This window comes from Streptomyces sp. NPDC056128, from assembly GCF_042263835.1.
In the GTDB taxonomy this organism is placed as follows: Bacteria; Actinomycetota; Actinomycetes; order Streptomycetales; family Streptomycetaceae; genus Streptomyces.
Genome location: NZ_JBHJVQ010000008.1, coordinates 226,070 through 249,501 on the forward strand (window position 1 = coordinate 226,070; position 23,432 = coordinate 249,501).

Consider the following 23,432-nt stretch of genomic DNA (forward strand, 5'->3'; position numbering starts at 1 on the left):
GCCGCCGTGTGTCACAGGGTGAACGCCGTGAACCGCACCAGCGCCGTCCCGGCGTCCTCGTGCACCACCCGCACCCGCACCCGCACGTCCGGACAGGTGTGTATCAGCCAGTCCTGGACACCCGTGCGGTGCATGCGGAAGGCGGCGCTGTAGTGGATGTCGTGGAAGCCCTGCACCGTGCGCGCACTGGTGGGCCCCCGCCCGCCCTCGGTGGCGCGCCATCGCCCCCGCCTCCGTCCGTCGAACATCCACCCGACCGGCCGGATCATGTCAGCCCAGGGCTGACAGGCCCCCGGCGGGCTTGCCACGCCCCTCCCCGCATGGGGGAGGATGGCCAGATCCGTACGAAGGGAAATTCACGGTGACCATCGACCCGTCCTCGATTCCGAACTTCGGGGGCAAGCAGCCCGAGCCGCAGCCCCAAGGACCGGCGGGCCCCGTCGTCCCGGATCAGGATCTTGTGAAGCAGCTCCTCGAACAGATGGAGCTGAAGTACGTCGTCGACGACGAGGGCGACCTCGCGGCGCCGTGGGAGCAGTTCCGTACGTACTTCATGTTCCGCGGTGAGGGTGACCAGCAGGTCTTCTCGGTGCGGACGTTCTACGACCGGCCCCACCAGATCGACGAGAAGCCGCAGCTGCTCGAGTCGGTCGACGACTGGAACCGGCGCACCCTGTGGCCCAAGGTGTACTCCCACACCCACGACGACGGCACCGTCCGCCTGATCGGCGAGGCGCAGATGCTGATCGGCATGGGCGTCAGCCTGGAGCACTTCGTCTCCTCGACGGTCAGCTGGGTGCGGGCCGCCATCGAGTTCGACCGGTGGCTCGTGGAGCAGCTCGGCCTGGAGCAGGAGGTCAACGAGGCGGAGAAGCCGACCGACGAGGACGGCGAGTAGTCCGCCCCACGTGCGGCGAGCCCGGTCCCCGGCAGCACGGGGGGCCGGGCTCTTCCCTGTCCTGACCCGGCCCGTCGTCCCGCGCCGGCTCACCCCGCCAGCGTCTTGAGCCGCCCCACCGCCTCCTCCAGCACCGGAATCCGCTTGCAGAAGGCGAACCGGACGTAGGGCGCGCCCGCCTCCCGGTGGTCGTAGAAGACCGCGTTGGGGACGGCGACGACACCCGCGCGCTCCGGCAGGCCCCGGCAGAAGGCGAAGCCGTCGCTCTCGCCCAGCGGGCGGATGTCGGTGGTGACGAAGTACGTCCCGGCGGGCCGGAACACGCCGAAGCCCGCCTCCGTCAGACCCGCGGCCAGCAGATCCCGCTTGGCCCGCATGTCCTCCCGGTAGGCGGTGAAGTAGGACTCGGGCATCGCCAGGGCCTCGGCGACCGCGTACTGGAACGGGCCGGAGGCCACGTAGGTCAGGTACTGCTTGGCCGAGCGGACCGCCGTGACCAGGGCCGGCGCCGCGGTGACCCAGCCGACCTTCCAGCCGGTGAAGGAGAACGTCTTGCCGGCCGACCCGATGGTCACCGTGCGCTCGCGCATCCCCGGGAAGGTCGCCAGCGGGATGTGCTCGGCGGTGTCGAAGACCAGGTGCTCGTACACCTCGTCGGTCACCACCAGCAGGTCCCGCTCCACGGCCAGCTCGGCGATCGCGGCCAGTTCGGCGCGGTTCAGGACCGTGCCCGTCGGGTTGTGCGGGGTGTTCAGCAGCAGCAGCCGGGTGCGGTCGGTGACCGCGTCGCGCAGCTCGTCGAGGTCCAGGCGGAAGGCGGCGCCCTCGTCGGTGACGTGCGGACGCAGGGTCACCGGTACGCGGGTGCCGCCCGCCATCGCGATGCAGGCCGCGTACGAGTCGTAGTACGGCTCCAGCGCGATCACCTCGTCGCCGGGCTCGAGGAGCGCCAGCAGGGAGGCGGCGATGGCCTCGGTGGCACCGGCCGTGACCAGGACCTCGGTGTCCGGGTCGAAGGACAGGCCGTAGCGCCGCTGCTGGTGGCCGGCGACGGCGGCCCGCAGTTCGGGGACGCCGGGTCCCGGCGGGTACTGGTTGCCGTGCCCGTCGCGCAGGGCCCGTACGGCGGCCTCCCGGACCTCCTCGGGGCCGTCGGTGTCCGGGAAGCCCTGGCCCAGGTTGATCGCGCCGGTCCGCAGGGCCAGGGCGGACATCTCGGCGAAGATCGTCGTTCCGAACTCCGCCAGCCGGCGGTTCAGAAGGGGGCGGGCGCTGGAGCTCATGGAGGTCATGGCGGTCATCCTGCGCCGAAGCTCTGGACTTCCTCAACTCTGCTTTGGGCCGCGGCGGCGAGGGGCATCTCCCGTTCACGCAACGAGCTTCACGACAGATTCCGACAGAGCGAGGCATCCGACGGGGGACTGCTTCGGGGGACCTTCCGGGTGTACGCCCGGAAATGGAAGGAGGGTGGAGTCATGGTCACAGTCATCATCCTGATCGTGGTCGCGGCCCTGGTGATCAGGGGAATCGTGGTCGGCCGGCGGGTCGACCGAACCGTCCGGTCGCGGCGCGGCAGGCGTTCGGGGTGGACGGACCCGAGCCCCGGCAACAGCGGCAGCTGGTGGGCCGGTGACAGCGGCGGTGGCTCGTCCTCGGGCGGGCACCACGGAAGCCACTCCTGCGGTGGCGGCTCGTCCTGCGGAGGCGGGTCGTCCTGCGGGGGAGGAGGGGGCGGCGGCGGATGCGGTGGAGGCAGCTGACACGGGGCAGCTGAGCTCCAGCCAGGGGGAACCGCATCCCCGCCACGGGGCCCACACCTGGGACCGGGCCCCGGGCCCCACCAAGAGCGCCCGTCGGGCAGTACGCCCGGCGGGCGCTTCCGCACACCGGCGCACTCTGTTCGGGCGGGGTGCGCGCCCGGGTTGAACAGTTGAGCTGTGGAGCCCCCTGAGGGATGGAAACGCCACGAAGTTGGGTAAAAACGCTGTGGCGGCGCCAAAGTTCATGATTCCCTCTCCTTCACCAACGCAGCTCCTCGGACGACCTGTTGACCCCCCTCCTGACCGGCCGACTGGGCTGAGCGGGCCGCATCCCCGGCAGTCGCCGGGATGCGCAGGCCCCACACCTTCCTCTCCTTGTGTGCTTGCGGAGCCGATCCATGCTCACGACCCTGAACACCGCCTACACCGACACGCGCGCCGCAGACCTGGCCTGGGCCCTGGGGCGCGAGCCCCTGCCCGCGCTCGCCTGTCTCGATGTCGAACTCACGGACGCAAAACTGCAGTTGAGACTCCTCGGCGCCTCCCATCAAGTGCTCCTCGAGGAGGAGCGGGGCAGCTGCTCGGAGACGGTGGCGTGCATCCCCGGCAGCAGCACCCCGCTGCCGCTCGGCGTCGCCAAACGGGTGGGCGACTGGGAGTACGAGTTCGCCGCCCGGGTGGAAGTACTGACACCGGGCTCCTTCGCCGGCCGCGCCCAGGAGCTGCTGGCCCTCGTCTCCGACCACCCGCACGGTCTGGCCGGCGTCTTCCCGGGCAGCCCGCACGCCTTCACCGCGCTGCTGGCCCAGCGGCGCGAGGGGCAGGTGCACTGGCGCACCTGGCACGCCTATCCGCAGGACGGGCAGCTGGTGGCGACCCGGACCCGCGTGGGCGTCCGGGTGCCGACGTCGCAGCTCAGACCGTCCGCGGTGTGAGCCGGGGGGCGCCGCCGGGCGGGGAGCGGTGCGCCGCCGGGCCGCTCCCGGATAAACCTGTGGGGCCGAACGCGACGCCAGTTTCACACGTGTGGGTGACGAAGCGCAGTGGGGGAGTGACGTAACGTCACTCCGTGATCGATCCGCACGCGCCCGCCCCGCCCGGCTCTCCGCCGTCCTGGGGCGGCCCCTGCGGTCCGCAGGCGCCCGCGCGGCTGCCCGTTAGGCCCGCCCTCGCGCGGTTCCTGGTCCTGGCGGGCGTGTTCGTCTGCGCGGCCTGCGGGCTGGTGTACGAACTCGAACTGGTAGCCCTCGCCTCGTACCTGATCGGCGACTCGGTCACCCAGGCGTCCGTCGTCCTGTCCGTCATGGTCTTCGCCATGGGCCTCGGCTCGCTCGCCGCCAAACGGCTGCGCCGGCTGGCCGCCGCCGGCTTCGGCGCGGTCGAGGCCGTCCTCGCCCTCGTCGGCGGCTCCAGCGCGATGATCCTGTACGCCGTCTTCGCCTGGACCGGCGGCTGGGGCGGCCTGTGGGCCGACGGCCCGCGCTTCCTGCTGGTCGCCTTCTCGCTCGCCATCGGTGTGCTGATCGGCGCCGAGGTGCCGCTGCTGATGGAGCTGATCCAGCGCGTGCGCAGGCAGGACGCGGGCGGCGCCGTCGCCGACCTGTTCGCCGCGGACTACGTCGGCGCCCTCGTCGGCGGCCTCGCCTTCCCCTTCGTACTGCTCCCCTTCCTCGGCCAGCTCACCGGCGCGCTGCTCACCGGCACCGTCAACGTGGTCGTCGGCGCCGCCCTGGTCCTCGGCCTGTTCCGGCGCGACCTGACGCGCCGGGCCCGCTGGCTGCTGCTGACCGCCAACGTCCTCGTCCTCGCCCTCCTCGCCACGGCCACCGTCCTCGCCGACGACTTCGAACGGGCGGCCCGGCAGGCCGTGTACGGCCAGGACGTCCGGGTGGCCGTCCGGACCGGCGTGCAGGAAGTCGTCCTCACCGGGGACCCCGACGGCCGGTCCCTCGGCCTCTTCCTGGACGGGCGGCTGCGGGTCAGCGGCAGCGACGAACGGCGCTACCACGAGGCCCTGGTGCACCCCGCGATGAGCGGCCCGCACGCGCGCGTGCTGATCCTCGGCGGCGGCGACGGCCTCGCCGCGCGGGAGGTACTGCGGCGCCCCGGTGTCCGGCGCGTCGACGTCGTCGAACTCGACCCGGGGCTCGCCCGGCTGGCCCGGCAGGACCCCGGCCTGTCCACCCTCAACGAGCACGCCTACGGCGACCCGCGCGTCCACGTCACCACCGAGGACGCCTTCCGGCGGCTGCGGTCGACGCCCTCCGCGACGTACGACGTGGTGATCTCGGACCTGCCCGACCCGGGCATCACCGCCAGCACCAAGCTGTACTCGCAGGAGTTCTACGGCCTGCTGCGGCGGGTGCTCGCCCCCGACGGGCGGCTGGCCGTGCACGCGGGCCCGGCCGCCGCCCGCCCCCGGACCTTCTGGACGGTGGACGCGACGCTCCGCGCGGCCGGACTGCCGACCGTCGCCTACCGCGTCGCCGCCCGGGACGACGGCTTCGCGCCCGGCCCCGACCGCACGGCCGCCGGCCCCGGCGCCCCCCGCGACTGGGGCTTCCTCCTGGCCGCCCGCACGCCCCCCGCACTGCGCCTGGGTACGGCACCGGGCCCCCGCCCGCGCACCCTCACGCCCCGGTCGCTCACCCGGGACGCCCGCGCCGCGTCCCGCACCCGGATCCCGGATCTGCCCCCGTCGACCTTGGTGCATCCGCGGTACTGAGCCCGCCGGGGACGCGGAGCCGGGGCCGGACGACCCGAGTACGACCCCGTGCGGCGGCCCGCCCTCCTCCCCCGCGTGCGGACGGACCGCCACACCCCCTGTGGATCGCCCGCACCGAGAACCTAAGGCCGCGCGGCCGATCGCGGAATCGGGCCGTGGGTGGAGACGGAACCCAACCCGCCGCGGTACCCGGCCGGTTCCTGCAACTTCCGCGGTACCGCGAAAGGATGACGCCGACGCCGGGCGGTGGACCTACGCTGCGGCAATGCGCCTGCATCCCCTGGCGGCCGACGGCCTGATCGCCGCGGCGCTGACGACCGTTGCCGTCCTGCTCGGCACCGAGGCCGTCGCCCAGGGGTGGCCCGCGCTCGATCCGCGCGCCTGGTCGCTCGTCGCCCTGCTGACCCTCCCGCTCGCCCTGCGCACCCGGGCCCCCGTCACCGTCTGCCTCACCGTCCACGCCTGCTGGGCGCTGTACGTCACCCTCGGCTACTGGCCCGTCGTCGGCTCCTTCGGTCCCATGCTCGCCCTCTACACCGTCGCCTCCCTGCGCCCCACCCGCACCGCCGCCGCCTGCGCCGCCCTGCTCGCGGGCGTCTGGATCTACGCCGGGGTGGTCGCCGGTGCCGAGGCGATGGCGTCCGTGGTGGGGCAGGCCGTCGGATTCCCGCTGGTGCTCTGGCGGTTCGGGTACGTCGCCCGCCGGACCGCCGAACTCACCCGCCAGCTCCGTGCCGAACAGGCCGACCGGGCCCGGCGCGAGGTGGCCGAGGAGCGCGTGCGGATCGCCCGTGAGCTGCACGACGTCGTCGCCCACCACATCGCCGTCATCAACGTCCAGACCGGCCTCGCCCGCTTCGTCTTCCACTCCGACGCCCGCACCGCGCGCACCGCCCTCGACACCGTGGAGGGCGCGAGCGGCGAGGCCCTGGCCGAACTGCGCCGCATGCTCGGCCTGTTGCGCGCCGAAGGCGTCCAGGGCGCGGACTCCGCCCCCGCGCCGGGCCTCGACCAGCTGGACGAGATGGTCACCCGGGTGCGCGCCGGCGGCGTGCGCGTGGAACTGCGAGTCACGGGTGCGCCGCGCCCACTGCCGTCCGGCATGCAGCTGTGCGTCTACCGGGTGGTGCAGGAGGCGCTCACCAACGTGCTCAAGCACGCCCCCGGAGCGGACGCCACCGTCGAACTCGCCTACCGCGCGGGCGAGGTGACGGTGTCGGTCACCGATGACGGACGTGCCGACGGGCCGCGGGAGGGGGCGGATTCGGACACAATCGCCGAGCGCGGCGGCCACGGCTTGATCGGGATGCGGGAGCGGGCCAAGCTCTACGGCGGGACGATCGTCGTCGGCCCGCGCGGCGAGGGGGGATTCGGCGTGCTCCTGACCCTGCCGACGCCGGTACGGACCGCACGCCGGGGAGACACCGTCAGGGAATGACCGACCCAGAGCACCCGAGGGACGAGACGACCGACGGGCCGGGAAACCGTCCGGTGCGGCTGCTCGTCGTCGACGACCAGTTCCTCGTCCGCAGCGGCCTCGCCGCACTGCTGCGCGCCGCCCCCGGCATGGAGGTCGTCGGCGAGGCGGCCGACGGCGCGCAGGCGGTGGCACTGGCCGCGCGCACCCGGCCGGACGTCGTCCTGATGGACATCCGCATGCCCGGCATGACCGGCATCCAGGCCACCGAGCGGATCCTCGCCGAGGCGACGGACCCCGCGCCCCGCGTCCTCGTCCTGACCACCTTCGACCTCGACGAGTACGTGTACGGCGCCCTGCGCGCCGGCGCCTCCGGCTTCCTGCTCAAGGACGCGGGCCCCGAACGGCTGCTGGCCGCGGTCGCCGCGGTGCACGGCGGCGACTCCCTGTTCGCCCCCGCGGTCACCCGGCGCCTGGTCGAGGCGTTCACGCGGATGTCGGACCCGGCCCGCACGGACCCGCCGGACGCCGCTCCGCCGCCCGGGCTGGCGACGCTGACCTCGCGCGAGGCGGAGGTCCTGGGCCTGGTGGGCCGCGGACTGAGCAACGCCGAGGCCGCCGACCGCCTGTTCATCAGCGAGGCCACGGTGAAGACCCACCTCAACCGCACGATGTCCAAGCTGCGCCTGAGCAGCCGGGCCCAGGCGGTCGTGGTGGCCTACGAGACGGGTCTGGTGACGCCGGGGAGCGCGGGGGACGCCGGGTGACTTTGTGCCGACGGGGGGTGCTCCGGGCGCCCGCTGGGTAGGGTGCCGTGACATGGAGCATGAGGTGTTCGTTCCGGTTCCGGCCGAGCGGCTCAGGGACGTGCTGGCCGACCCCGTCCGGGTCGCCCGGGCGGTTCCGGGGCTCCAGCAGGACGCCGGCGCCGAGCCCGTCGCGGGCCGGCTGAAGGTGCGTATCGGCAGCCACTCCATCACCTACCGGGGCTCGCTGCGTCTGTCCGCGCGCCCGGACGGCACGTACGCCGTCGAGGGCGACGCCACCGAGTCGCGCGGCACCGGGGCGGCCACGGTCGCGCTGACCCTCTCCGTCCGGGACGCCGAGGGCGGCGCCACGCTCGTCCTCGCCGGGACGGCCACCGCGGACGGGCGGGTCACGGAGCTGCCCGAGGAGTCGGTGACCTCGGCCACGACCCGCCTGCTGACCCGGTTCGCGGAGAACCTGGGCACGGCGGCGGCCGAGGAGCAGGCGCCAGCCTCCGTCTTCGACACCGAGGTCCCGCCGCCCTCCCTCGACACGGAGGACGCGGACGGCGCGGACGAGGCGGACGGCGCGGGCGACGCGGACGAGGCGGAGGACACGGACGGCGCGGACGAGGGCCGAGCCGCCGCCCCGCAGACCCCAGCCACCCCTGCCGCCCCGGAGACCCCCGCCCCCGACGTGGTCGAACCCCCCGCCGAGGCAGCCCACGCGCGCCGCACGATGATCGGCCGCAGCGCCGAGGAGGTGGACCACGCCCCGCCGCGCGGCCGGTACGCCCCCGTCCCCGCACCCCAGGCGGGCGTCGCCGGTGCCCCCCTGCGCTGGGCCGCCCCCGCCGCGGCCGTGGTCGTGGCCGGGGCGATCGTCGTGGGCCGCGCCCTGCGCAAGCGCCGCTGAACGTCCTCCCGGACCCCGCGTAACGGGGCGCCCTTGATCGCCCCAGTAGGGTCGTGGCGTGAGTAACGAACCCATCACGCTGACCGCGGGTGACGCGGAGGCGACCGTGCTGCCGGGCAACGGCGGCCGGATCGGCGGACTCCGCGTCGGCGGCACGGAACTGCTCCGCCAGGGCGAGCGCTACGGCTGCTTCCCGATGGTCCCCTGGTGCGGCCGCATCCGCGACGGCCGCTTCCGGGACGGCGCGGCCGTCCATCAGATGCCGCTCAACTCCCCGCCGCACGCCATCCACGGCACCGCGCGGGACGCCGCCTGGCGCACCGCCCGCGTCACCGCGGACGAGGCGGTCATCACGTACGACCTGGCCGACCCCTGGCCCTACACCGGCCGCGTCACCCAGGTGATCGCCCTCACCGAGGACGCGCTGACGCTGACGATGGCCGTGGAGACGTACGACTCGTCCTTCCCGGCGCAGGTCGGCTGGCACCCGTGGTTCAACCGCACCCTCGACGGGGCGGCCGTCGCGATCGGCTTCGACCCCGCCTGGCAGGAGGAGCGCGGCGACGACCACCTGCCGACCGGCGACCGTGCCGACCCGAAGCCGGGCCCCTGGGACGACTGCTTCGGCATGCCGGACGGCGTCGACGTCACCCTGACCTGGCCGGAGCGGCTGGAGCTGAAGGTGACCAGCCGCGAGCAGTGGGTCGTGGTCTACGACGAGCAGGAGGCCGCCGTCTGCGTGGAGCCGCAGACCGGGCCGCCCAACGGCCTGAACACCCTCCCCCGCCTGGTCACGCCCCTGGAGCCGCTGGAGGCCACGACGACCTGGGCCTGGCGGCGCCTTTAAGCTGGCGTACATGACGGACGTACGTGCGGCGCTGCTGCAGCAGATCAAGGACAAGGCCGTGGTGCACGGCAAGGTGACCCTCTCCTCGGGTCTTGAGGCCGACTACTACGTCGACCTGCGCCGCATCACCCTGGACGGCGAGGCCGCGCCGCTGGTCGGGCAGGTGCTGCTCGAGCTGACCGACGACCTGGAGTTCGACGCGGTGGGCGGGCTGACCATGGGCGCCGACCCGGTCGCCGCGAGCATGCTGCACGCCGCCGCCGCGCGGGGCCGCAGGCTGGACGCGTTCGTGGTCCGCAAGGCGGCCAAGGCGCACGGGCTGCAGCGCCAGGTGGAGGGCCCGGACATCGCGGGCCGCCGCGTCCTGGTCGTCGAGGACACCTCCACCACCGGCGGCTCCCCGCTCACCGCCGTCGAGGCCGTGCGCGCGGCCGGTGCCGAGGTGGTCGCCGTCGCCACCATCGTCGACCGCGCGACGGGCGCCGCCGAGAAGATCCAGGACGGCGCGGGGGTGCCGTACCTGTACGCGTACGACAAGGACGAGCTGGACCTGGACTGAGGCCCACTCCCGGGCCCACTCGGGTATTCCCGGTCCGTCTGGAAGGATGGGGCCGACGATGACGTCGCCCCCCAGTCCTAGGTCAGGGCCATAAGCAGCAGCCGAGCCCACCCGCACATACAAGGAGCGGACAGATGCCCATCGCAACTCCCGAGGTCTACAACGAGATGCTGGACCGGGCGAAGGCAGGAAAGTTCGCCTACCCGGCCATCAACGTGACCTCCTCCCAGACGCTGCACGCGGCCCTGCGCGGTTTCGCCGAGGCGGAGAGCGACGGGATCGTCCAGATCTCCACCGGCGGTGCCGAGTTCCTGGGCGGCCAGCACAGCAAGGACATGGTGACGGGCGCCGTGGCCCTCGCCGAGTTCGCGCACATCGTGGCCGCGAAGTACGACGTGAACATCGCGCTGCACACCGACCACTGCCCGAAGGACAAGCTCGACGGGTACGTCCGCCCCCTGATCGCCGTCTCCGAGGAGCGCGTCAAGGCCGGCCGCGACCCGCTGTTCCAGTCCCACATGTGGGACGGCTCCGCGGAGACCCTGGCCGACAACCTCTCCATCGGCACCGAGCTGCTGGAGCGCGCCCGCGCCGCCAGGATCATCCTGGAGGTCGAGATCACCCCGACCGGCGGCGAGGAGGACGGCGTCTCGCACGAGATCAACGACTCCCTCTACACCACGGTCGACGACGCGCTGCGCACCGCGGAGGCCCTGGGCCTCGGCGAGAAGGGCCGCTACCTGCTCGCCGCCTCCTTCGGCAACGTGCACGGCGTCTACAAGCCGGGCAACGTCGTGCTCCGCCCCGACCTGCTCAAGGAGCTGAACGAGGGCGTCGCCGCGAAGTACGGGCAGCCGGCCGGCTCCAAGCCGTTCGACTTCGTCTTCCACGGCGGCTCCGGCTCCACCGCCGAGGAGATCGCCACCGCGCTGGACAACGGCGTGGTGAAGATGAACCTCGACACGGACACCCAGTACGCCTTCACGCGTCCGGTCGCCGACCACATGTTCCGCAACTACGACGGAGTCCTGAAGGTCGACGGCGAGGTTGGCAACAAGAAGACCTACGACCCGCGCACCTGGGGCAAGCTGGCCGAGGCCGGCATGGCCGCGCGCGTCGTCGAGGCCTGCGGTCACCTGCGGTCCGCCGGTACGCGGATCAAGTAGTCCCCGGCGGTCACCCGGCCGCGAGACGTGCAGCGAGCCCGGCGCCGAACGCGCCGGGCTCGCTGTATACCTGGGTCATGCCCGACGTCCGGCTGGCCTCACCGCAAGGCAAGTGGATCCTGCTGACCACCGTCCTCGGCTCCAGCATGGCCCTGCTGGACTCGACCGTCGTCAACGTCGCGCTGCCCCGCATCGGGCGCGACCTCGACGCCGACCTCGCCGCCCTCCAGTGGACCGTCAACGCCTACATGGTCACGCTGGCCGGGCTGATCCTCCTCGGCGGCGCGCTCGGCGACCGGTTCGGCCGCCGCCGGATCTTCGTCATCGGCGTGCTGTGGTTCGCCGTCGCCTCCCTGCTGTGCGGCCTCGCGCCGAACGCCGGGGTCCTGATCGCCGCCCGCGCCCTCCAGGGCATCGGCGGTGCGCTGCTCACGCCGGGCTCCCTCGCCCTCATCCAGGCCTCCTTCCACCCCGACGACCGGGGCCGCGCGGTCGGCCTGTGGTCGGGCTTCGGGGGCGTCGGCGCGGCGGTGGGGCCGTTCCTCGGGGGCTGGCTGGTGGACGGGCCGGGCTGGCGCTGGGTGTTCCTGCTCAATGTCCCGCTGGCCCTGCTGTGCGCGCCGATCGCGCTGCGGCACGTACCGGAGTCCTCGGACGAGCGTGCCCACGCGCGCTTCGACGTGCTCGGCGCGGTCCTCGGCGCGGCGGCCCTCGCGCTGCTCACGTACGCGCTGATCGAGGCGCGCACCGCGTCCTGGGCGGTGGCGCTCAGCGCGGTGGCCGGAGTGGCCGCGGCGGTGGCCTTCGTGGTGGTCGAGGGGCGCCGCACGGACCCGATGCTGCCGCTGGACGTCTTCGCCTCCCGCCGGTTCACCGCGATCAACGTGGTCACGCTGTGCGTGTACGCGGCCTTCGGCGGCTTCTTCTTCCTGGCCGCGCTCCAGCTCCAGGTCGTGGTCGGCTGGTCCGCGCTGGCCGCCGGTACGGCGCTGCTGCCGACCACCGTCCTGATGCTGCTGCTCTCCGCCCGCTCCGGCGAGCTGTCCGAGCGGCTCGGCCCCCGGCTCCAGCTCACCGTGGGTCCGCTGCTGTGCGCGGCCGGGATGGTGCTGATGCTGCGCGTCGGACCCGGCGCCTCCTACCTCACCGACGTACTGCCCGCCCTCCTCGTCCTCGGCCTCGGCATGGTCACCCTGGTCGCGCCGCTGACGGCGAGCGTGCTGGCCGCCGTGGACACCGCGCGCGCCGGACTGGCCAGCGGCATCAACAACGCCGCGGCCCGCGCGGCCGGGCTCGTCGCGGTGGCCGCGCTGCCGCTGCTCACCGGCATGGGCGAGGAGGCCTACCGGTCGGCACGGGCCTTCGACGACGCCTTCGGCCCGGCGATGCTGATCTGCGCGGCCGTCCTGGTGGCGGGCTCAACAATCGCGTTCACGACGATCAGCCGCCCACCCCCAGACTGCCGCCGCCCCGAATGCCACACCCACGGCTCAATCCTGACCCCACCCCTGGAGGGCGAGCGCAGCACGTAGCGATACGCCGCTGGGGCCGGGTGCCGACGCCCCGGTCACGCCCCTAAGGGGCGCGGGGAACTGCGCGACCAGCCCCAGCGCACGCGCGGCCGACAACGCACCTGGACGCACGGGATCCCGCCCGCCCGCGCCGGGTGCCGCCCTGTGCCGACGACCGGATCGCGCCGCTAAGGGGCGCGGGGAACTGCGCGACCAGCCACAGCGCACCCGCAGCCGACACCGCACCCGCAACCGACAACGCACCCCATCACACCCATGCCGCAGACTTGTCCCATGTCCATTCACGAGAACCTCCTCGGGGGACCGCCCCCGACCCACCTCCCCGACGACCCCGGGCCCCGCGAACTGCTGGCGAGCGGCACCTCCCCCGCCGACGTCGCCGCGAAGTACCCGACGTCCTCCCTCGCCTGGGCCCGCCTGGCCGACGAGGCGTTCGAACGGGGCAGCGTCGTGGAGTCGTACGCGTACGCCCGTACGGGCTACCACCGCGGCCTGGACGCCCTGCGCCGCAGCGGCTGGAAGGGGCACGGCCCGGTGCCCTGGGAGCACGAGCCGAACCGCGGCTTCCTGCGCGCCCTGCACGCCCTCGCCCGCGCCGCCCAGGCGATCGGCGAGAAGGAGGAGTACGAGCGCTGCGCCCAGTTCCTGAAGGACTCCTCGCCCGCCGCGGCCGAGGTGCTCGGCTAGAGCGCGGAACACCCCCGGCCCGCCCGCCGTGCGCGGGCGGGCCTTGCGGTTTCCTGCGACGATTGCGGAGGATGCCATCGGGGACCGGGGCCCCGTGCCGGTAACGGCAGGGCGGACCGCTACCCGTGCACATCAGGAGACAGCGATGTCCCACGAAGCCCCGAATCTCGACTTCGAGGGCAGCACGCCGTACGAGGACTATGTCCAGGCGGACGTGCTCACCCATCTCCAGCACACCCTCTCCGACGATCCCGGAGAGATGGTCTTCCTGGTCACGACCCAGGTCATGGAGCTGTGGTTCACCGTCATCGTCCACGAATGGGAGACCGCCGCCCGCGCCCTGCGCGAGGACCGGATCCCGGTGGCGACCGACGCGCTCAAGCGTTCGGTGCGGGAGCTGGAGGCGCTGAACGCCTCCTGGACGCCCCTGGGGCAGCTCACCCCGGCCCAGTTCAACTCCTACCGGGCCGCCCTCGGCGAGGGCTCCGGATTCCAGTCGGCGATGTACCGCCGCATGGAGTTCCTGCTCGGCGACAAGTCCGCCTCGATGCTCGTCCCGCACCGCGGCGCCCCGCGCGTCCACGCGGAGCTGGAGAAGGCGCTGCACGAGCCGAGCATGTACGACGAGGTGGTCCGGCTGCTCGACCGGCGCGGGTACGACATACCGGACGCCGTGCTCCAGCGGGACGTCACCCGGAAGTACGAGGCGGCACCCGAGGTGGAGGCCGCCTGGACGGCCGTCTACAAGGGCGACCAGAACGGCGAGCTGGCCCGCCTCGGCGAGGCCCTCACCGACGTCGCCGAACTGGTCTGGCGCTGGCGCAACGACCACCTGGTCGCCACCCGCCGCGCGATGGGCTCGAAGACCGGCACGGGCGGCTCCGCCGGGGTGGCCTGGCTGGAGAAGCGGGCCCGGGGCAACGTGTTTCCCGAGCTGTGGACGGCGCGGTCCTATGTCTGAGCCCATGGACCTCGCGGGTGAGGCGCGGCGCCTCGACGCCGCCGACACGCTGGCCGCGCTGCGCGACCGGTTCGTCCTCGACGACGTGACGTACCTGGACGGCAACTCGCTCGGCGCCCTCCCCGCGCACGTGCCCGCGCGCGTGGACGACGTCGTCCGCCGCCAGTGGGGCGAGCTGCGCATCCGCTCCTGGGAGGAGAGCGGCTGGTGGACCGCGCCCGAGCGGATCGGCGACCGGATCGCACCGCTGGTCGGCGCGGCGGCCGGGCAGATCGTGGTGGGCGACTCCACCAGCGTGAACGTCTTCAAGGCGCTCGTCGCCGCCGTGCGCATGGCCCAGGAGGACGGGGGTGACGCGGGCGACGGGGGCGGTGCGCGCCGGGACGAGATCCTCGTCGACGCCACCACCTTCCCCACGGACGGGTACATCGCCGAGTCGGCGGCCCGGATGACGGGCTGCGCGCTGCGCCCCGTCACCCCGGCCGAGGTGCCCTCCGCCCTCGGCGCCCGCACGGCCGCGGTCCTGCTCAACCACGTCGACTACCGCACCGGCCGGCTGCACGACCTGCCCGCGCTCACCCGCGCGGTGCACGCGTGCGGGGCGTACGCCGTCTGGGACCTGTGCCACAGCGCGGGCGCGCTGCCGGTCGGGCTCGACGAGCACGGCGTCGACCTGGCGGTCGGCTGCACCTACAAGTACCTCAACGGCGGCCCCGGTTCGCCCGCCTACCTGTACGTGCGCCGCGACCTCCAGCCCCGCTTCGACTCCCCGCTGCCGGGCTGGAACTCGCACGCCGAGCCGTTCGGCATGCGCTCCGCGTACGCCCCGGCGTCCGGAGCGGTGCGCGGCAGGGTCGGTACGCCGGACATCCTCTCCCTGCTCGCCCTGGACGCGGCGCTGGACGTGTGGGACGAGGACGGCGTCTCGGTGGCGGCGGTGCGGGCCAAGTCGCTGGCGCTGACGGACTTCTTCCTGCACTGCGTCGGGGAGTACGTCCCCGGCGGCCGGGTGGAGTCCGTGACCCCGGCCGCGCACGCGGAGCGCGGCAGCCAGGTCGCCCTGCGCTGCGACGACGCGGGCGAGGTGATGAAGCGGCTGATCGAGGGCGGCGTGGTCGGCGACTTCCGCGCGCCGGACGTCCTGCGCTTCGGTTTCACACCGCTGTACGTCGGCTTCGCGGACGTGGAGCGAGCGGCCCGGGTGCTGGCGCGGACGCTGGGCTGACGCGCGGGAACGACGCCGGGGTGACGCGCGGGAACGACGCCGGGGTGACGCGCGGGAACGACGCCGGGGTGACGCGCGGGTGCGACGCCGGGGTGACGCGCGGGAGTGGTGACGTCACCCGCGGGTGAAGGGTGGGGGCCGGGCGAATCGTTTGGTCCTCACCCAGCGTCACATCCCCATGTCCGCGCACGTCATCGGCCTGATAACGTCCGGCCAACGGCCGATTTCCACTCATCCGGTCCGCCAACACCGTTCCTTCGCCGAGAGGTTGAGCATGCCGGACGCCGCCGCAGAACCGGGCACCGCTGCCGCGAGGAACGCCGCGGAGGAGAAATCGGCCTTCGCGCACCCGGCGGTGGATCCCGACAGCACGGCCGGGTACGGCGACCACCCCGACCAGGTGATCGACTTCTACGCGCCGCGTGCCGCCGCGGGGCCGGGCGACGCCGCTCCCGTCGTGGTGGTCCTGCACGGAGGGTCGTGGCGGGCGCCGTACGACCGCCGGCACGTCAGCCCGTTCGCCGGGTTCCTGGCGCAACGGGGCTTCGCCGTGGCGAGTGTGGAGTACCGGCGCGGTGCGGAGGGCGGTGACGCCGGTACGGGCGGGCCCGTGGCGGGGCGGTGGCCCGAGACCCTCGACGACGTGGCCGCCGCGCTGGACGCGCTGCCCGGGCTGGTGCGGCGGCACCTCCCGCGGGCCGACGCGCGCCGTACGGTGCTCACCGGCCACTCCGCCGGCGGTCACCTCGCCCTGTGGGCGGCGGCCCGGCACCTGCTGCCCGCCGACGCCCCTTGGCGCACCGACCGCCCGGCGCCGCTGCGGGGCGTGGTCGCGCTCGCGCCGATCGCGGACTTCGAGGTCGCCGACAAGCTCGACGTGTGCGGGGGAGCGGCCCGCCAGTTCCTGGGCGGGGGCGACCGGTTCGCCGAACGCCGTCCCTACGCCGACCCCGCCCTGCTGCTGCCCACCGGCATCGCGACGACCCTGGTCCAGGGCCGTGCCGACGTGGACGTGCCGCAGGCGGTCGCCGAGGCGTACGCCGACGCGGCGGCGAAGGCCGGGGAGGTGGTGGGCGTGACCTTGCTGGAGGACGTCGGCCACTTCCCGCTGATCGACCCGGCGGCGGACGCGTGCGCGGTGGTGGCGGAGGAGATCGCGCAGTTGGCGTGGTGAGACCCGGCGAGGACCGGCGTCAGACGTCGTACCCGTAATACCTGAGAGCTACCCGCCAGGTGAGTTCCCTGGCGGGACGCGGGTTACCCGGTCCGATTCATAACTTCCCTTGCAGGCGGGCCCGATGGGCGGGCGTGCCGGAGGGGAGCGGCCATGTGGCCCGGTACGGCGGTACGTTGGCGGCGGCACGCGGGCAGGTGGCCCCGCGCCGTGTGCGCGGCCCTCATCACCGGTGCCGTGGTCCTCCCGCTCTCCGGTGCCGCGCAGCCCCGGATCCCGGCCCCGCCCCCCGCCCAGCCGCCGGCGCCGACGGCCGCCACGCTGGCCGAGACGTACGCCGCCCACCGGACCAACGCCGCGGAGGCGTCCCGGATGGCCGCCGACCACGGCGACCGTCACCGCGCCGCGGCCGACCGTGCGATGGCCGACCCTTCCCGGCGCTTCCTCGCCTTCGACGGCCGGGGCGCCGGACTGGCCACCGAGGTACTCGGCGACCTGGCGCACGCCGACCGCGTCGCCGTCCTGGTCCCGGGCTCCGACACCGGCCTCGACACCTACGGCCGGTTCCGCGCCGCCGCCGTCGCGCTGCACCGGCAACTCGTCGCGCAGGCGCCCGCCGGGACCCGCACCGCGGTCGTGGCCTGGCTGGGGTACGAGACGCCGGACACGATCAGCACCACCGTCGCCACGACCGGCCGCGCCGAGCGGGCCGCCCCGAAGCTGCGCGCCCTCGTCGCCGACCTGCGCCGGATCACCGGGCCCGGCACCCGCCTCACCCTCCTCTGCCACTCCTACGGCTCGGTCGTCTGCGCCCGCGCCGCCGACGGCCTCGACGTCTCCGACATCGCCCTGCTCGGCAGCCCGGGCACCGGCGCCGACACGGCCGCCGGCCTGCGCACCGGCGCCCGGATCTGGGCGGCGCGGGGCGACGACGACTGGGTGGAGCACGTTCCGCACCTCAGCACCGGGCTGTTCGGCACCACCGTCGGCTTCGGCACCGACCCGGTCTCCCCGGAGTTCGGCGCCCGGGTCTTCGACGCCGGCGACGGCGGCCACAGCGACTACTTCGACCCCGGCTCCCTCTCCCTGACGAACCTGGCCCGGATCGCCCTGGGCGAGACCACGGAGGTGACCCATGACTGACGTGACCCGAGCGGTCCGAGCGACGCTGGAGAGGCCGGAGACCCGGCCGAGCCCACCGCAGGACGCCTCCACCCGGTGGCCGGGTGCCGCCGCCCGGCGGAGCCTGTTCCGCGCCGCCGGCCGGATCGACGCCGCCACGCCCGCGTCGAGGGACCGCGCCGTCGACGCCCTGCGCGCCCTCGCCATCCTCGGGGTGGTCCTCGGGCACTGGCTGGTGACGGCCCTGGTCGCCGACGGCAACAGCCTGCGCGCGGCCAGCCCGCTGCGGGACATGCCCTGGCTGGCCCCGGTCTCCTGGGCCTTCCAGACCCTCGCCGTGTTCTTCCTGGTCGGCGGCCATGTCGCCACCCGTGGCTACGCGTCCGCCCGCGCCCGGGGCGAGTCCTACGGCCGCTGGCTGTCCGCCCGCCTCTCCCGGCTCTTCCGACCGGTCCTGGCCGTCCTCGGCCTGTGGACGGTGACCGCCGGGTTGCTGCTCCTCACGGGCGCGGAGTTCGGCACCGTCCACACGCTGGTGAAGCTGGCCCTGTCCCCGATGTGGTTCCTGCTGGTCTTCGCGGCGCTGACGGCGGCGACACCGCTGCTGACGCGGCTGAGCCCGCTGTGGCCGCTGGTCGTCGTCCTCCACGTCGACCTGCTGCGCTTCGGTTTCGGCGCCCCGTCCTGGCTCGGCTGGCTCAACCTCGCGGCCGGCTGGCTGGTCCCCTTCACCCTCGGCGCCGCCTGGACCCGCGGCGAACTAGGGGGTGTCGCCTGGATCAGGCCGACTCCAGACAACGGTGCCTTGTGCCCGGCCCGAGCGGGGTCTGGTGCGTGCAGCTGCAAGGCGGAGGAGGGCGACAGGGCGGAGCCCTGGCAACCGACGACAACGCGGCAGATGTGCGTGCCAGGCCCCGCGACCCCGGCAGGATCCAGGCGACACCCCCTGAACCGCCGCCGCGCCGGCTGGATCCTGCTCACCGGTGGTACGGCGGCGACCGCGGCGCTCGTCGCCTGGGCGGGCTATCCGGCCTCCATGGTCGGCGTCCCGGGCGCCGCGGTGTCGAACCTCAATCCGCCGACCCTGGCCGCCGTCACCTTCGGTCTGGCGCAGTGCGGCCTCGCCCTGCTGCCGCGCGACCGGCTGCGACGCGCGATGCGGCGGCCGGTGGCGTGGGCGGCCGTCGCCCTGGTCAATCTCTCCGCGATGACGATCTTCCTCTGGCACCAGACGGCGCTGATGGCGACCACGGCCGGCAGCCTCCTCCTGGGCCGCCTGCCCGGCCTGCACACGCGCCCCGACGGCCTGGACTGGGTCGCGGCCCGGATCGCCTGGCTCCCGGTGTTCGCGCTGGTCCTGGCGGGCTGCTGGGCCGCGTTCCGCTCCTGCGAGCGCGGTGGCGCCCGGCGCCGTTCCAAGATCGTCCGGGCCCACTGCCCGGACGACCGGACGAGGACGGCGGGTGCACGTCATGTCTAGGGTGGGGCCCGTGAAGCGACGGGGGGAGCGGCGGACGGCCTGGGGCCGCGTCGAGCGCGTGCTGAGGGTGCTGCACGACGACTTGTGGACCTGGCGGGCGGATCCGCTGCCGCCGTCGGTGTGGCTGCGCTGGCTGCCGCACGGGATCGTGTGCCTGGCGGCGGTCGGGGTGCTGATCGGTGACGCCGCTCAGCTCAACGATCACAGCAAGCTCAGCCCGGAGTTCGCCTTTCTTATCGCGCTCGGACAGGCCGCCGCGATGATTCTTGCGCTGTGGCGGCCGGTCCCCGCGTGGTGGCTGTCGCTGGCGGCCACAGCGGTCGGAGCTTCTGCGGTGCTGATGCAACGTGAGGCCTACCAGTTCGTGTGGCCCTGGACCTCGGCCGGACTGATCGCTCATCTATTCGTCCTGCTGCTGCTCGCCCTGCGGGTTCGTACGCGCGTTGCGGTGGAGGTTCTGGCCCTGAGCGCGCTGGCCACGTACATCCTCCAGGGACTGATAGGTGCGCGGAACTACCAGCCCACCGGTCAGCTCGCCGTCATCCTGTTCACGGTCGTCGTCGTCCTCGGCATCGCCCTGCGCGGCCGCCGCGAGGCGCGCTCGGAACTCGCGCAGCAGACCTCGCTCACCGCCGAGGAGCGGGCCCGGCGCACCCTGCTGGAGGAGCGCAGCCGGATCGCGCGCGAGCTGCACGACGTGGTCGCCCACCACATGTCGGTGATCTCCATCCAGGCCCAGGTCGCCCCCCTCCTCGTCGAGAACCCGCCGGACGAGCTGAGGGAGAACCTCGCGGGCATCCGGCAGAACGCGCTGGAGGCGCTCACCGAGCTGCGCCGGGTGCTGGGCGTGCTGCGCTCCGAGCACCCCGACGTACTGGAGGCGTCCGAGGGCGGCGATCCCGCGCCGCACGCCCCGCAGCCCACCCTCGACCGGCTCGACGCGCTGGTGGAGAACACCAGGGCCGCCGGGCTGACCGTCACCACCGCGACGAGCGGCACGCGCCGGCCCCTGCCGCCCGGCGTGGAGCTGTCGGCGTACAGGATCGTGCAGGAGGCGCTCAGCAACGTCCTGCGGCACGCGCCCGGCGCGACCGCCCGGGTCCACCTCACGCACCTCCCGATCGGGCTGCGCGTGGAGGTCTCCAACACCCGCCCGAAGCGGGCCCCGGCGCCGTCGCAGGGGGCGGGGCACGGGCTGCTCGGCATGCGGGAGCGGGTGGCGATGCTCGACGGCAGCCTGACCGCGCACGCACTGCCGGGCGGCGGCTACCAGGTGGCGGCGTTCCTGCCGGTCGACGCCGCCGAAACCGCCGTCAGCGACGAACCCGCCGTCACCGAAGAACCCTCCGCCCACCACATCCCCGAGGACGACACCCGATGACGACCAGCAGCGACGGGCGCGTGATCCGTGTCCTGATCGCCGACGACCAGCAGATGGTCCGGCAGGGATTCACCGTGCTGCTCAACACCCAGCCGGACATCGAGGTGATCGGGCAGGCGGTGGACGGCCTGGACGCCGTCGCCAAGGTCGCCGAACAGGCCCCGGACGTCGTCCTGATGGACATCCGCATGCCCGAGCTGGGCGGCATCGAGGCCACCCGCCTGATCACCGGGGCGACCCCGGAGATCAGGGTGCTGGTGCTGACCACCTTCGACCTCGACGAGTACGTCTACGAGGCGCTGCGGGCCGGTGCCTCCGGGTTCCTGCTGAAGGACGCGTCCGCCGACCAGCTCGCCGAGGCGGTCCGGGTGGTGGCGTCCGGGGACGCCTTGCTCGCGCCGGGCATCACCCGCCGGCTGATCGCGGAGTTCTCCCGGCTGGACGACCGGCCGCGCGCCCCGCTGAAGGCCCGCGTGGGTGAGCTGACCGAGCGGGAGACGGAGGTGCTCGCCCTGATCGCACAGGGCCTGTCGAACGCGGAGATCGCCCAGCGCCTGGTGGTCGCCGAGCAGACGGTGAAGACCCATGTGGGCCGCATCCTGGTGAAACTGGGGCTCAGGGACCGCACCCAGGCGGCCGTGTTCGCGTACGAGTCGGGCCTCGTGCGGCCCTCGGGGTACTGATTCCGATGGACGCGCGCGGACCGTCCCTGGCCCCCGTAGTACCTGAGGCGGATGCCGAAGGACCCCTCTCACTGGTGACGACGGCACCTCGCGCCGCCGCCTACCGTGGCAACGTGACCGAGACGACCCAGACGGGTAGCACGCCCCCCGGCGACGCGAGCGCGACCCGCAGCCCCGAGTACCGGCTGGCCAAGGACGCCCTGAGCGGCCTGCGCGAGGACCTGTTCCACGACGCCTTCGCCTACCGCCCGCTGTCCAAGACGGCCCCGGACGCCCCGTGGGTCCGCCGCCTGCCCGCACGGATGCGGCCGTACGCGGCCCGCGTTCCGTACCTGGCGGTGGCCGGCGCGGCGCTGCTGTGCTTCTACGGCGGCCTGGTGGGCGGTTACAGCAGTCAGTGGACCCTGCTGAGCGGCCTGGTGAGCGCGGTCCCGGTGCTGGCCACCCTGGTCCGGCCGGTCGGCGCCTTCTGGATGTCCATGGTGGCCACGCCCCTGGCGGCGCTGCTCGGCAGCAGCTGGGGGGACTGGCCGTGGCTGCCGGGGGCGTTCATGTGCCACACCGCCGTGCTGGTGATCGTGGCGATACGCACCCGCCCGCGCACCGCTGTGTGGATGTGGGTCATCACCGCGGCCTACGCTTTCTTCAACGAGTCCCTGTGGAGCCCGGGCCAGTACGGCGGCAATTCCGCACCCCTGCTGTTGCTCAACGCCTTCGCCCTGCTCGCGATCTCGCTCTGGCACATCCGCCGCGACGCCCGCCAGCAGGTGACCGCCCAGCAGACGGTCACCGCGCACGAGCGGTCCCGGCGCACCCTGCTGGAGGAGCGCACCAACATCGCCCGTGAGCTGCACGACGTGGTCGCCCACCACATGTCGGTGGTCGCCATCCAGGCGGAGGCCGCGCCCTACCGGGTGGAGAATCCGCCGGAGGAGCTGGAGCGTGCCTTCGCCACCATCCGGGAGAACGCGGTGGCCGCCCTCACCGAGCTGCGCCGCGTCCTCGGTGTCGTCCGCGCCGAGGACTACGAGGCCCCCGACGCCCCGCAGCCCACGCTCACCGACCTGGACGCCCTGCTCGCCAACGTCCGCGAGGCCGGCCTTGGTGTGGAGAAGGCGGTGACCGGCGCGGTGCGCGAGCTGCCGCCCGGCGTGGAGCTGTCGGCGTACCGGATCGTGCAGGAGGCGCTGAGCAACACCCTGCGGCACGCGCCCGGCGCGACGGCCCGCGTGGAGGTCTCCTACGTCCTGGGCGGCCTGGGCCTGCGCATAGTCAACACCGCCATCCCGCAGAACACCCTGGTCAAGCCGTCGCCCGGCGCCGGACACGGAGTCACCGGCATGCGCGAGCGCGTCTCGATGCTGAACGGCGAGATGACGGCCGGCCCGACCGACGACGGGGGCTACGAGGTGGCGGTGTTCCTGCCGGTCACCGCACCGAGCGAGGGTGACGCATGACCGGCCGCACGATCCGGGTACTGATCGCGGACGACCAGATGATGGTGCGCGAGGGCTTCTCGGTCCTGCTCAACGCGATGCCGGACATCGAGGTCGTCGGCGAGGCGGTCAACGGCCGGGAGGCGGTCGACCGGGTCCGCGAACTCGCCCCCGACGTCGTCCTGATGGACATCCGCATGCCGGAGCTGAACGGCATCGAGGCGACCCGGGAGATCGTCGCCGCCGACGGCACGTCGAAGGTCCTGGTGCTGACCACCTTCGACCTCGACGAGTACGTGTATCAGGCGCTGCGCGCGGGCGCCTCCGGCTTCCTCCTCAAGGACGCCTCCGCCCGCCAGCTCGCCGACGGCGTCCGGGTGGTCGCGGCCGGCGAGGCCCTGCTCGCGCCCTCGATCACCAAGCGCCTGATCACCGAGTTCTCCAAGCTCTCCGACGCCCCGCGCCTGATGCCCTCGGCACAGGCGGCCTACGGGGACCTGACCGAACGGGAGACGGAGGTCCTGGTACTGATCGCGCAGGGCCTGTCGAACTCGGAGATCGCCGAACGCCTGGTGGTCGCCGAGTCGACGATCAAGACCCACGTCAGCCGCATCCTGGTGAAGCTGGGCCTCAGAGACCGCACCCAGGCGGCGGTGTTCGCCTACGAGGCACGGCTGGTGACCCCGGGCTAGGTCCCGCCGGGCGCGGCAGCGGCGG

Annotated in this window: 22 protein-coding genes; 20 read left to right on the forward strand and 2 right to left on the reverse strand. The window is 73.7% G+C overall.

The features are described from left to right. Nucleotides 1-11: 11 nt before the first annotated feature. Nucleotides 12-248 carry a hypothetical protein gene (locus ACFC1X_RS18840; RefSeq protein ID WP_376355029.1) on the reverse strand — a complete coding sequence of 79 codons (237 nt, stop codon included), beginning with the start codon at nucleotides 246-248 and terminating at the stop codon, nucleotides 12-14. Between the two features lie 113 nt (nucleotides 249-361). Here ACFC1X_RS18840 and ACFC1X_RS18845 point away from each other — a divergent pair, with 113 nt between their 5' ends. Continuing rightward, a complete protein-coding gene (locus ACFC1X_RS18845; RefSeq protein WP_122616738.1) occupies nucleotides 362-898 on the forward strand; it encodes a YbjN domain-containing protein in 537 nt (178 codons plus the stop codon). 89 nt (nucleotides 899-987) lie between these two features. Here ACFC1X_RS18845 and ACFC1X_RS18850 read toward each other — a convergent pair whose 3' ends face one another. Next, the gene (locus tag ACFC1X_RS18850) at nucleotides 988-2,190 is read right to left on the reverse strand and encodes a pyridoxal phosphate-dependent aminotransferase (protein ID WP_376355032.1); all 1,203 of its coding nucleotides are present in this window, start codon (nucleotides 2,188-2,190) and stop codon (nucleotides 988-990) included. 866 nt (nucleotides 2,191-3,056) lie between these two features. Here ACFC1X_RS18850 and ACFC1X_RS18855 point away from each other — a divergent pair. The 19 genes from ACFC1X_RS18855 to ACFC1X_RS18945 all read left to right on the forward strand — a co-directional run bounded on the left by ACFC1X_RS18855 (nucleotide 3,057) and on the right by ACFC1X_RS18945 (nucleotide 23,407). Further along, on the forward strand, nucleotides 3,057-3,593 hold the full coding sequence (locus tag ACFC1X_RS18855) for a DUF2617 family protein (protein ID WP_376355034.1): 537 nt from the start codon (nucleotides 3,057-3,059) through the stop codon (nucleotides 3,591-3,593). 134 nt (nucleotides 3,594-3,727) lie between these two features. Further along, a complete protein-coding gene (locus tag ACFC1X_RS18860; RefSeq protein WP_376355036.1) occupies nucleotides 3,728-5,383 on the forward strand; it encodes a polyamine aminopropyltransferase in 1,656 nt (551 codons plus the stop codon). 265 nt (nucleotides 5,384-5,648) lie between these two features. Next, nucleotides 5,649-6,821, forward strand: a complete 1,173-nt coding sequence (locus ACFC1X_RS18865; protein WP_376355038.1) for a sensor histidine kinase — start codon at nucleotides 5,649-5,651, stop codon at nucleotides 6,819-6,821. Further along, a complete protein-coding gene (locus ACFC1X_RS18870) occupies nucleotides 6,818-7,567 on the forward strand; it encodes a response regulator (protein WP_376355040.1) in 750 nt (249 codons plus the stop codon). The genes ACFC1X_RS18865 and ACFC1X_RS18870 overlap by 4 nt, the downstream gene beginning before the upstream one ends. 52 nt (nucleotides 7,568-7,619) lie before the next feature. Continuing rightward, entirely contained in the window at nucleotides 7,620-8,462 is an 843-nt protein-coding gene (locus tag ACFC1X_RS18875) for an SRPBCC domain-containing protein (RefSeq protein ID WP_376355042.1), read from the forward strand. Nucleotides 8,463-8,520: 58 nt separating this feature from the next. After that, a complete protein-coding gene (locus ACFC1X_RS18880; protein WP_376355044.1) occupies nucleotides 8,521-9,309 on the forward strand; it encodes an aldose 1-epimerase in 789 nt (262 codons plus the stop codon). Between the two features lie 10 nt (nucleotides 9,310-9,319). Beyond that, nucleotides 9,320-9,868: an orotate phosphoribosyltransferase gene (gene pyrE / locus ACFC1X_RS18885; RefSeq protein ID WP_376355046.1), complete on the forward strand. Its 549-nt coding sequence runs from the start codon at nucleotides 9,320-9,322 to the stop codon at nucleotides 9,866-9,868. Between the two features lie 134 nt (nucleotides 9,869-10,002). Then, entirely contained in the window at nucleotides 10,003-11,034 is a 1,032-nt protein-coding gene (fbaA, locus tag ACFC1X_RS18890; protein ID WP_376355048.1) for a class II fructose-bisphosphate aldolase, read from the forward strand. Nucleotides 11,035-11,111: 77 nt separating this feature from the next. Next, a complete protein-coding gene (locus ACFC1X_RS18895; RefSeq protein WP_376355050.1) occupies nucleotides 11,112-12,566 on the forward strand; it encodes an MFS transporter in 1,455 nt (484 codons plus the stop codon). Nucleotides 12,567-12,839: 273 nt separating this feature from the next. After that, complete coding sequence (locus ACFC1X_RS18900) at nucleotides 12,840-13,253, forward strand: DUF3151 domain-containing protein (RefSeq protein ID WP_376355052.1); 414 nt, start codon at nucleotides 12,840-12,842, stop codon at nucleotides 13,251-13,253. A 145-nt stretch (nucleotides 13,254-13,398) separates the two neighbouring features. After that, nucleotides 13,399-14,214: a tryptophan 2,3-dioxygenase family protein gene (locus ACFC1X_RS18905; protein WP_376355053.1), complete on the forward strand. Its 816-nt coding sequence runs from the start codon at nucleotides 13,399-13,401 to the stop codon at nucleotides 14,212-14,214. Then, entirely contained in the window at nucleotides 14,207-15,439 is a 1,233-nt protein-coding gene (kynU, locus tag ACFC1X_RS18910) for a kynureninase (protein ID WP_376355055.1), read from the forward strand. Before ACFC1X_RS18905 ends, kynU begins: the two co-directional genes overlap by 8 nt. Nucleotides 15,440-15,713: 274 nt before the next feature. Continuing rightward, nucleotides 15,714-16,613, forward strand: coding sequence for an alpha/beta hydrolase (locus tag ACFC1X_RS18915; protein ID WP_376355057.1), 900 nt, complete (start codon nucleotides 15,714-15,716; stop codon nucleotides 16,611-16,613). 153 nt (nucleotides 16,614-16,766) lie between these two features. Then, a complete protein-coding gene (locus tag ACFC1X_RS18920; RefSeq protein ID WP_376355058.1) occupies nucleotides 16,767-17,756 on the forward strand; it encodes an alpha/beta hydrolase in 990 nt (329 codons plus the stop codon). Further along, complete coding sequence (locus tag ACFC1X_RS18925) at nucleotides 17,749-19,215, forward strand: acyltransferase (protein ID WP_376355060.1); 1,467 nt, start codon at nucleotides 17,749-17,751, stop codon at nucleotides 19,213-19,215. Before ACFC1X_RS18920 ends, ACFC1X_RS18925 begins: the two co-directional genes overlap by 8 nt. Further along, nucleotides 19,208-20,596, forward strand: a complete 1,389-nt coding sequence (locus ACFC1X_RS18930) for a sensor histidine kinase (protein ID WP_376355062.1) — start codon at nucleotides 19,208-19,210, stop codon at nucleotides 20,594-20,596. Before ACFC1X_RS18925 ends, ACFC1X_RS18930 begins: the two co-directional genes overlap by 8 nt. After that, complete coding sequence (locus tag ACFC1X_RS18935) at nucleotides 20,593-21,279, forward strand: response regulator transcription factor (RefSeq protein ID WP_307013939.1); 687 nt, start codon at nucleotides 20,593-20,595, stop codon at nucleotides 21,277-21,279. Before ACFC1X_RS18930 ends, ACFC1X_RS18935 begins: the two co-directional genes overlap by 4 nt. Nucleotides 21,280-21,305: 26 nt before the next feature. Then, a complete protein-coding gene (locus ACFC1X_RS18940) occupies nucleotides 21,306-22,736 on the forward strand; it encodes a sensor histidine kinase (protein WP_376355175.1) in 1,431 nt (476 codons plus the stop codon). Beyond that, entirely contained in the window at nucleotides 22,733-23,407 is a 675-nt protein-coding gene (locus ACFC1X_RS18945; protein ID WP_122616757.1) for a response regulator transcription factor, read from the forward strand. Before ACFC1X_RS18940 ends, ACFC1X_RS18945 begins: the two co-directional genes overlap by 4 nt. Nucleotides 23,408-23,432: the final 25 nt, after the last annotated feature.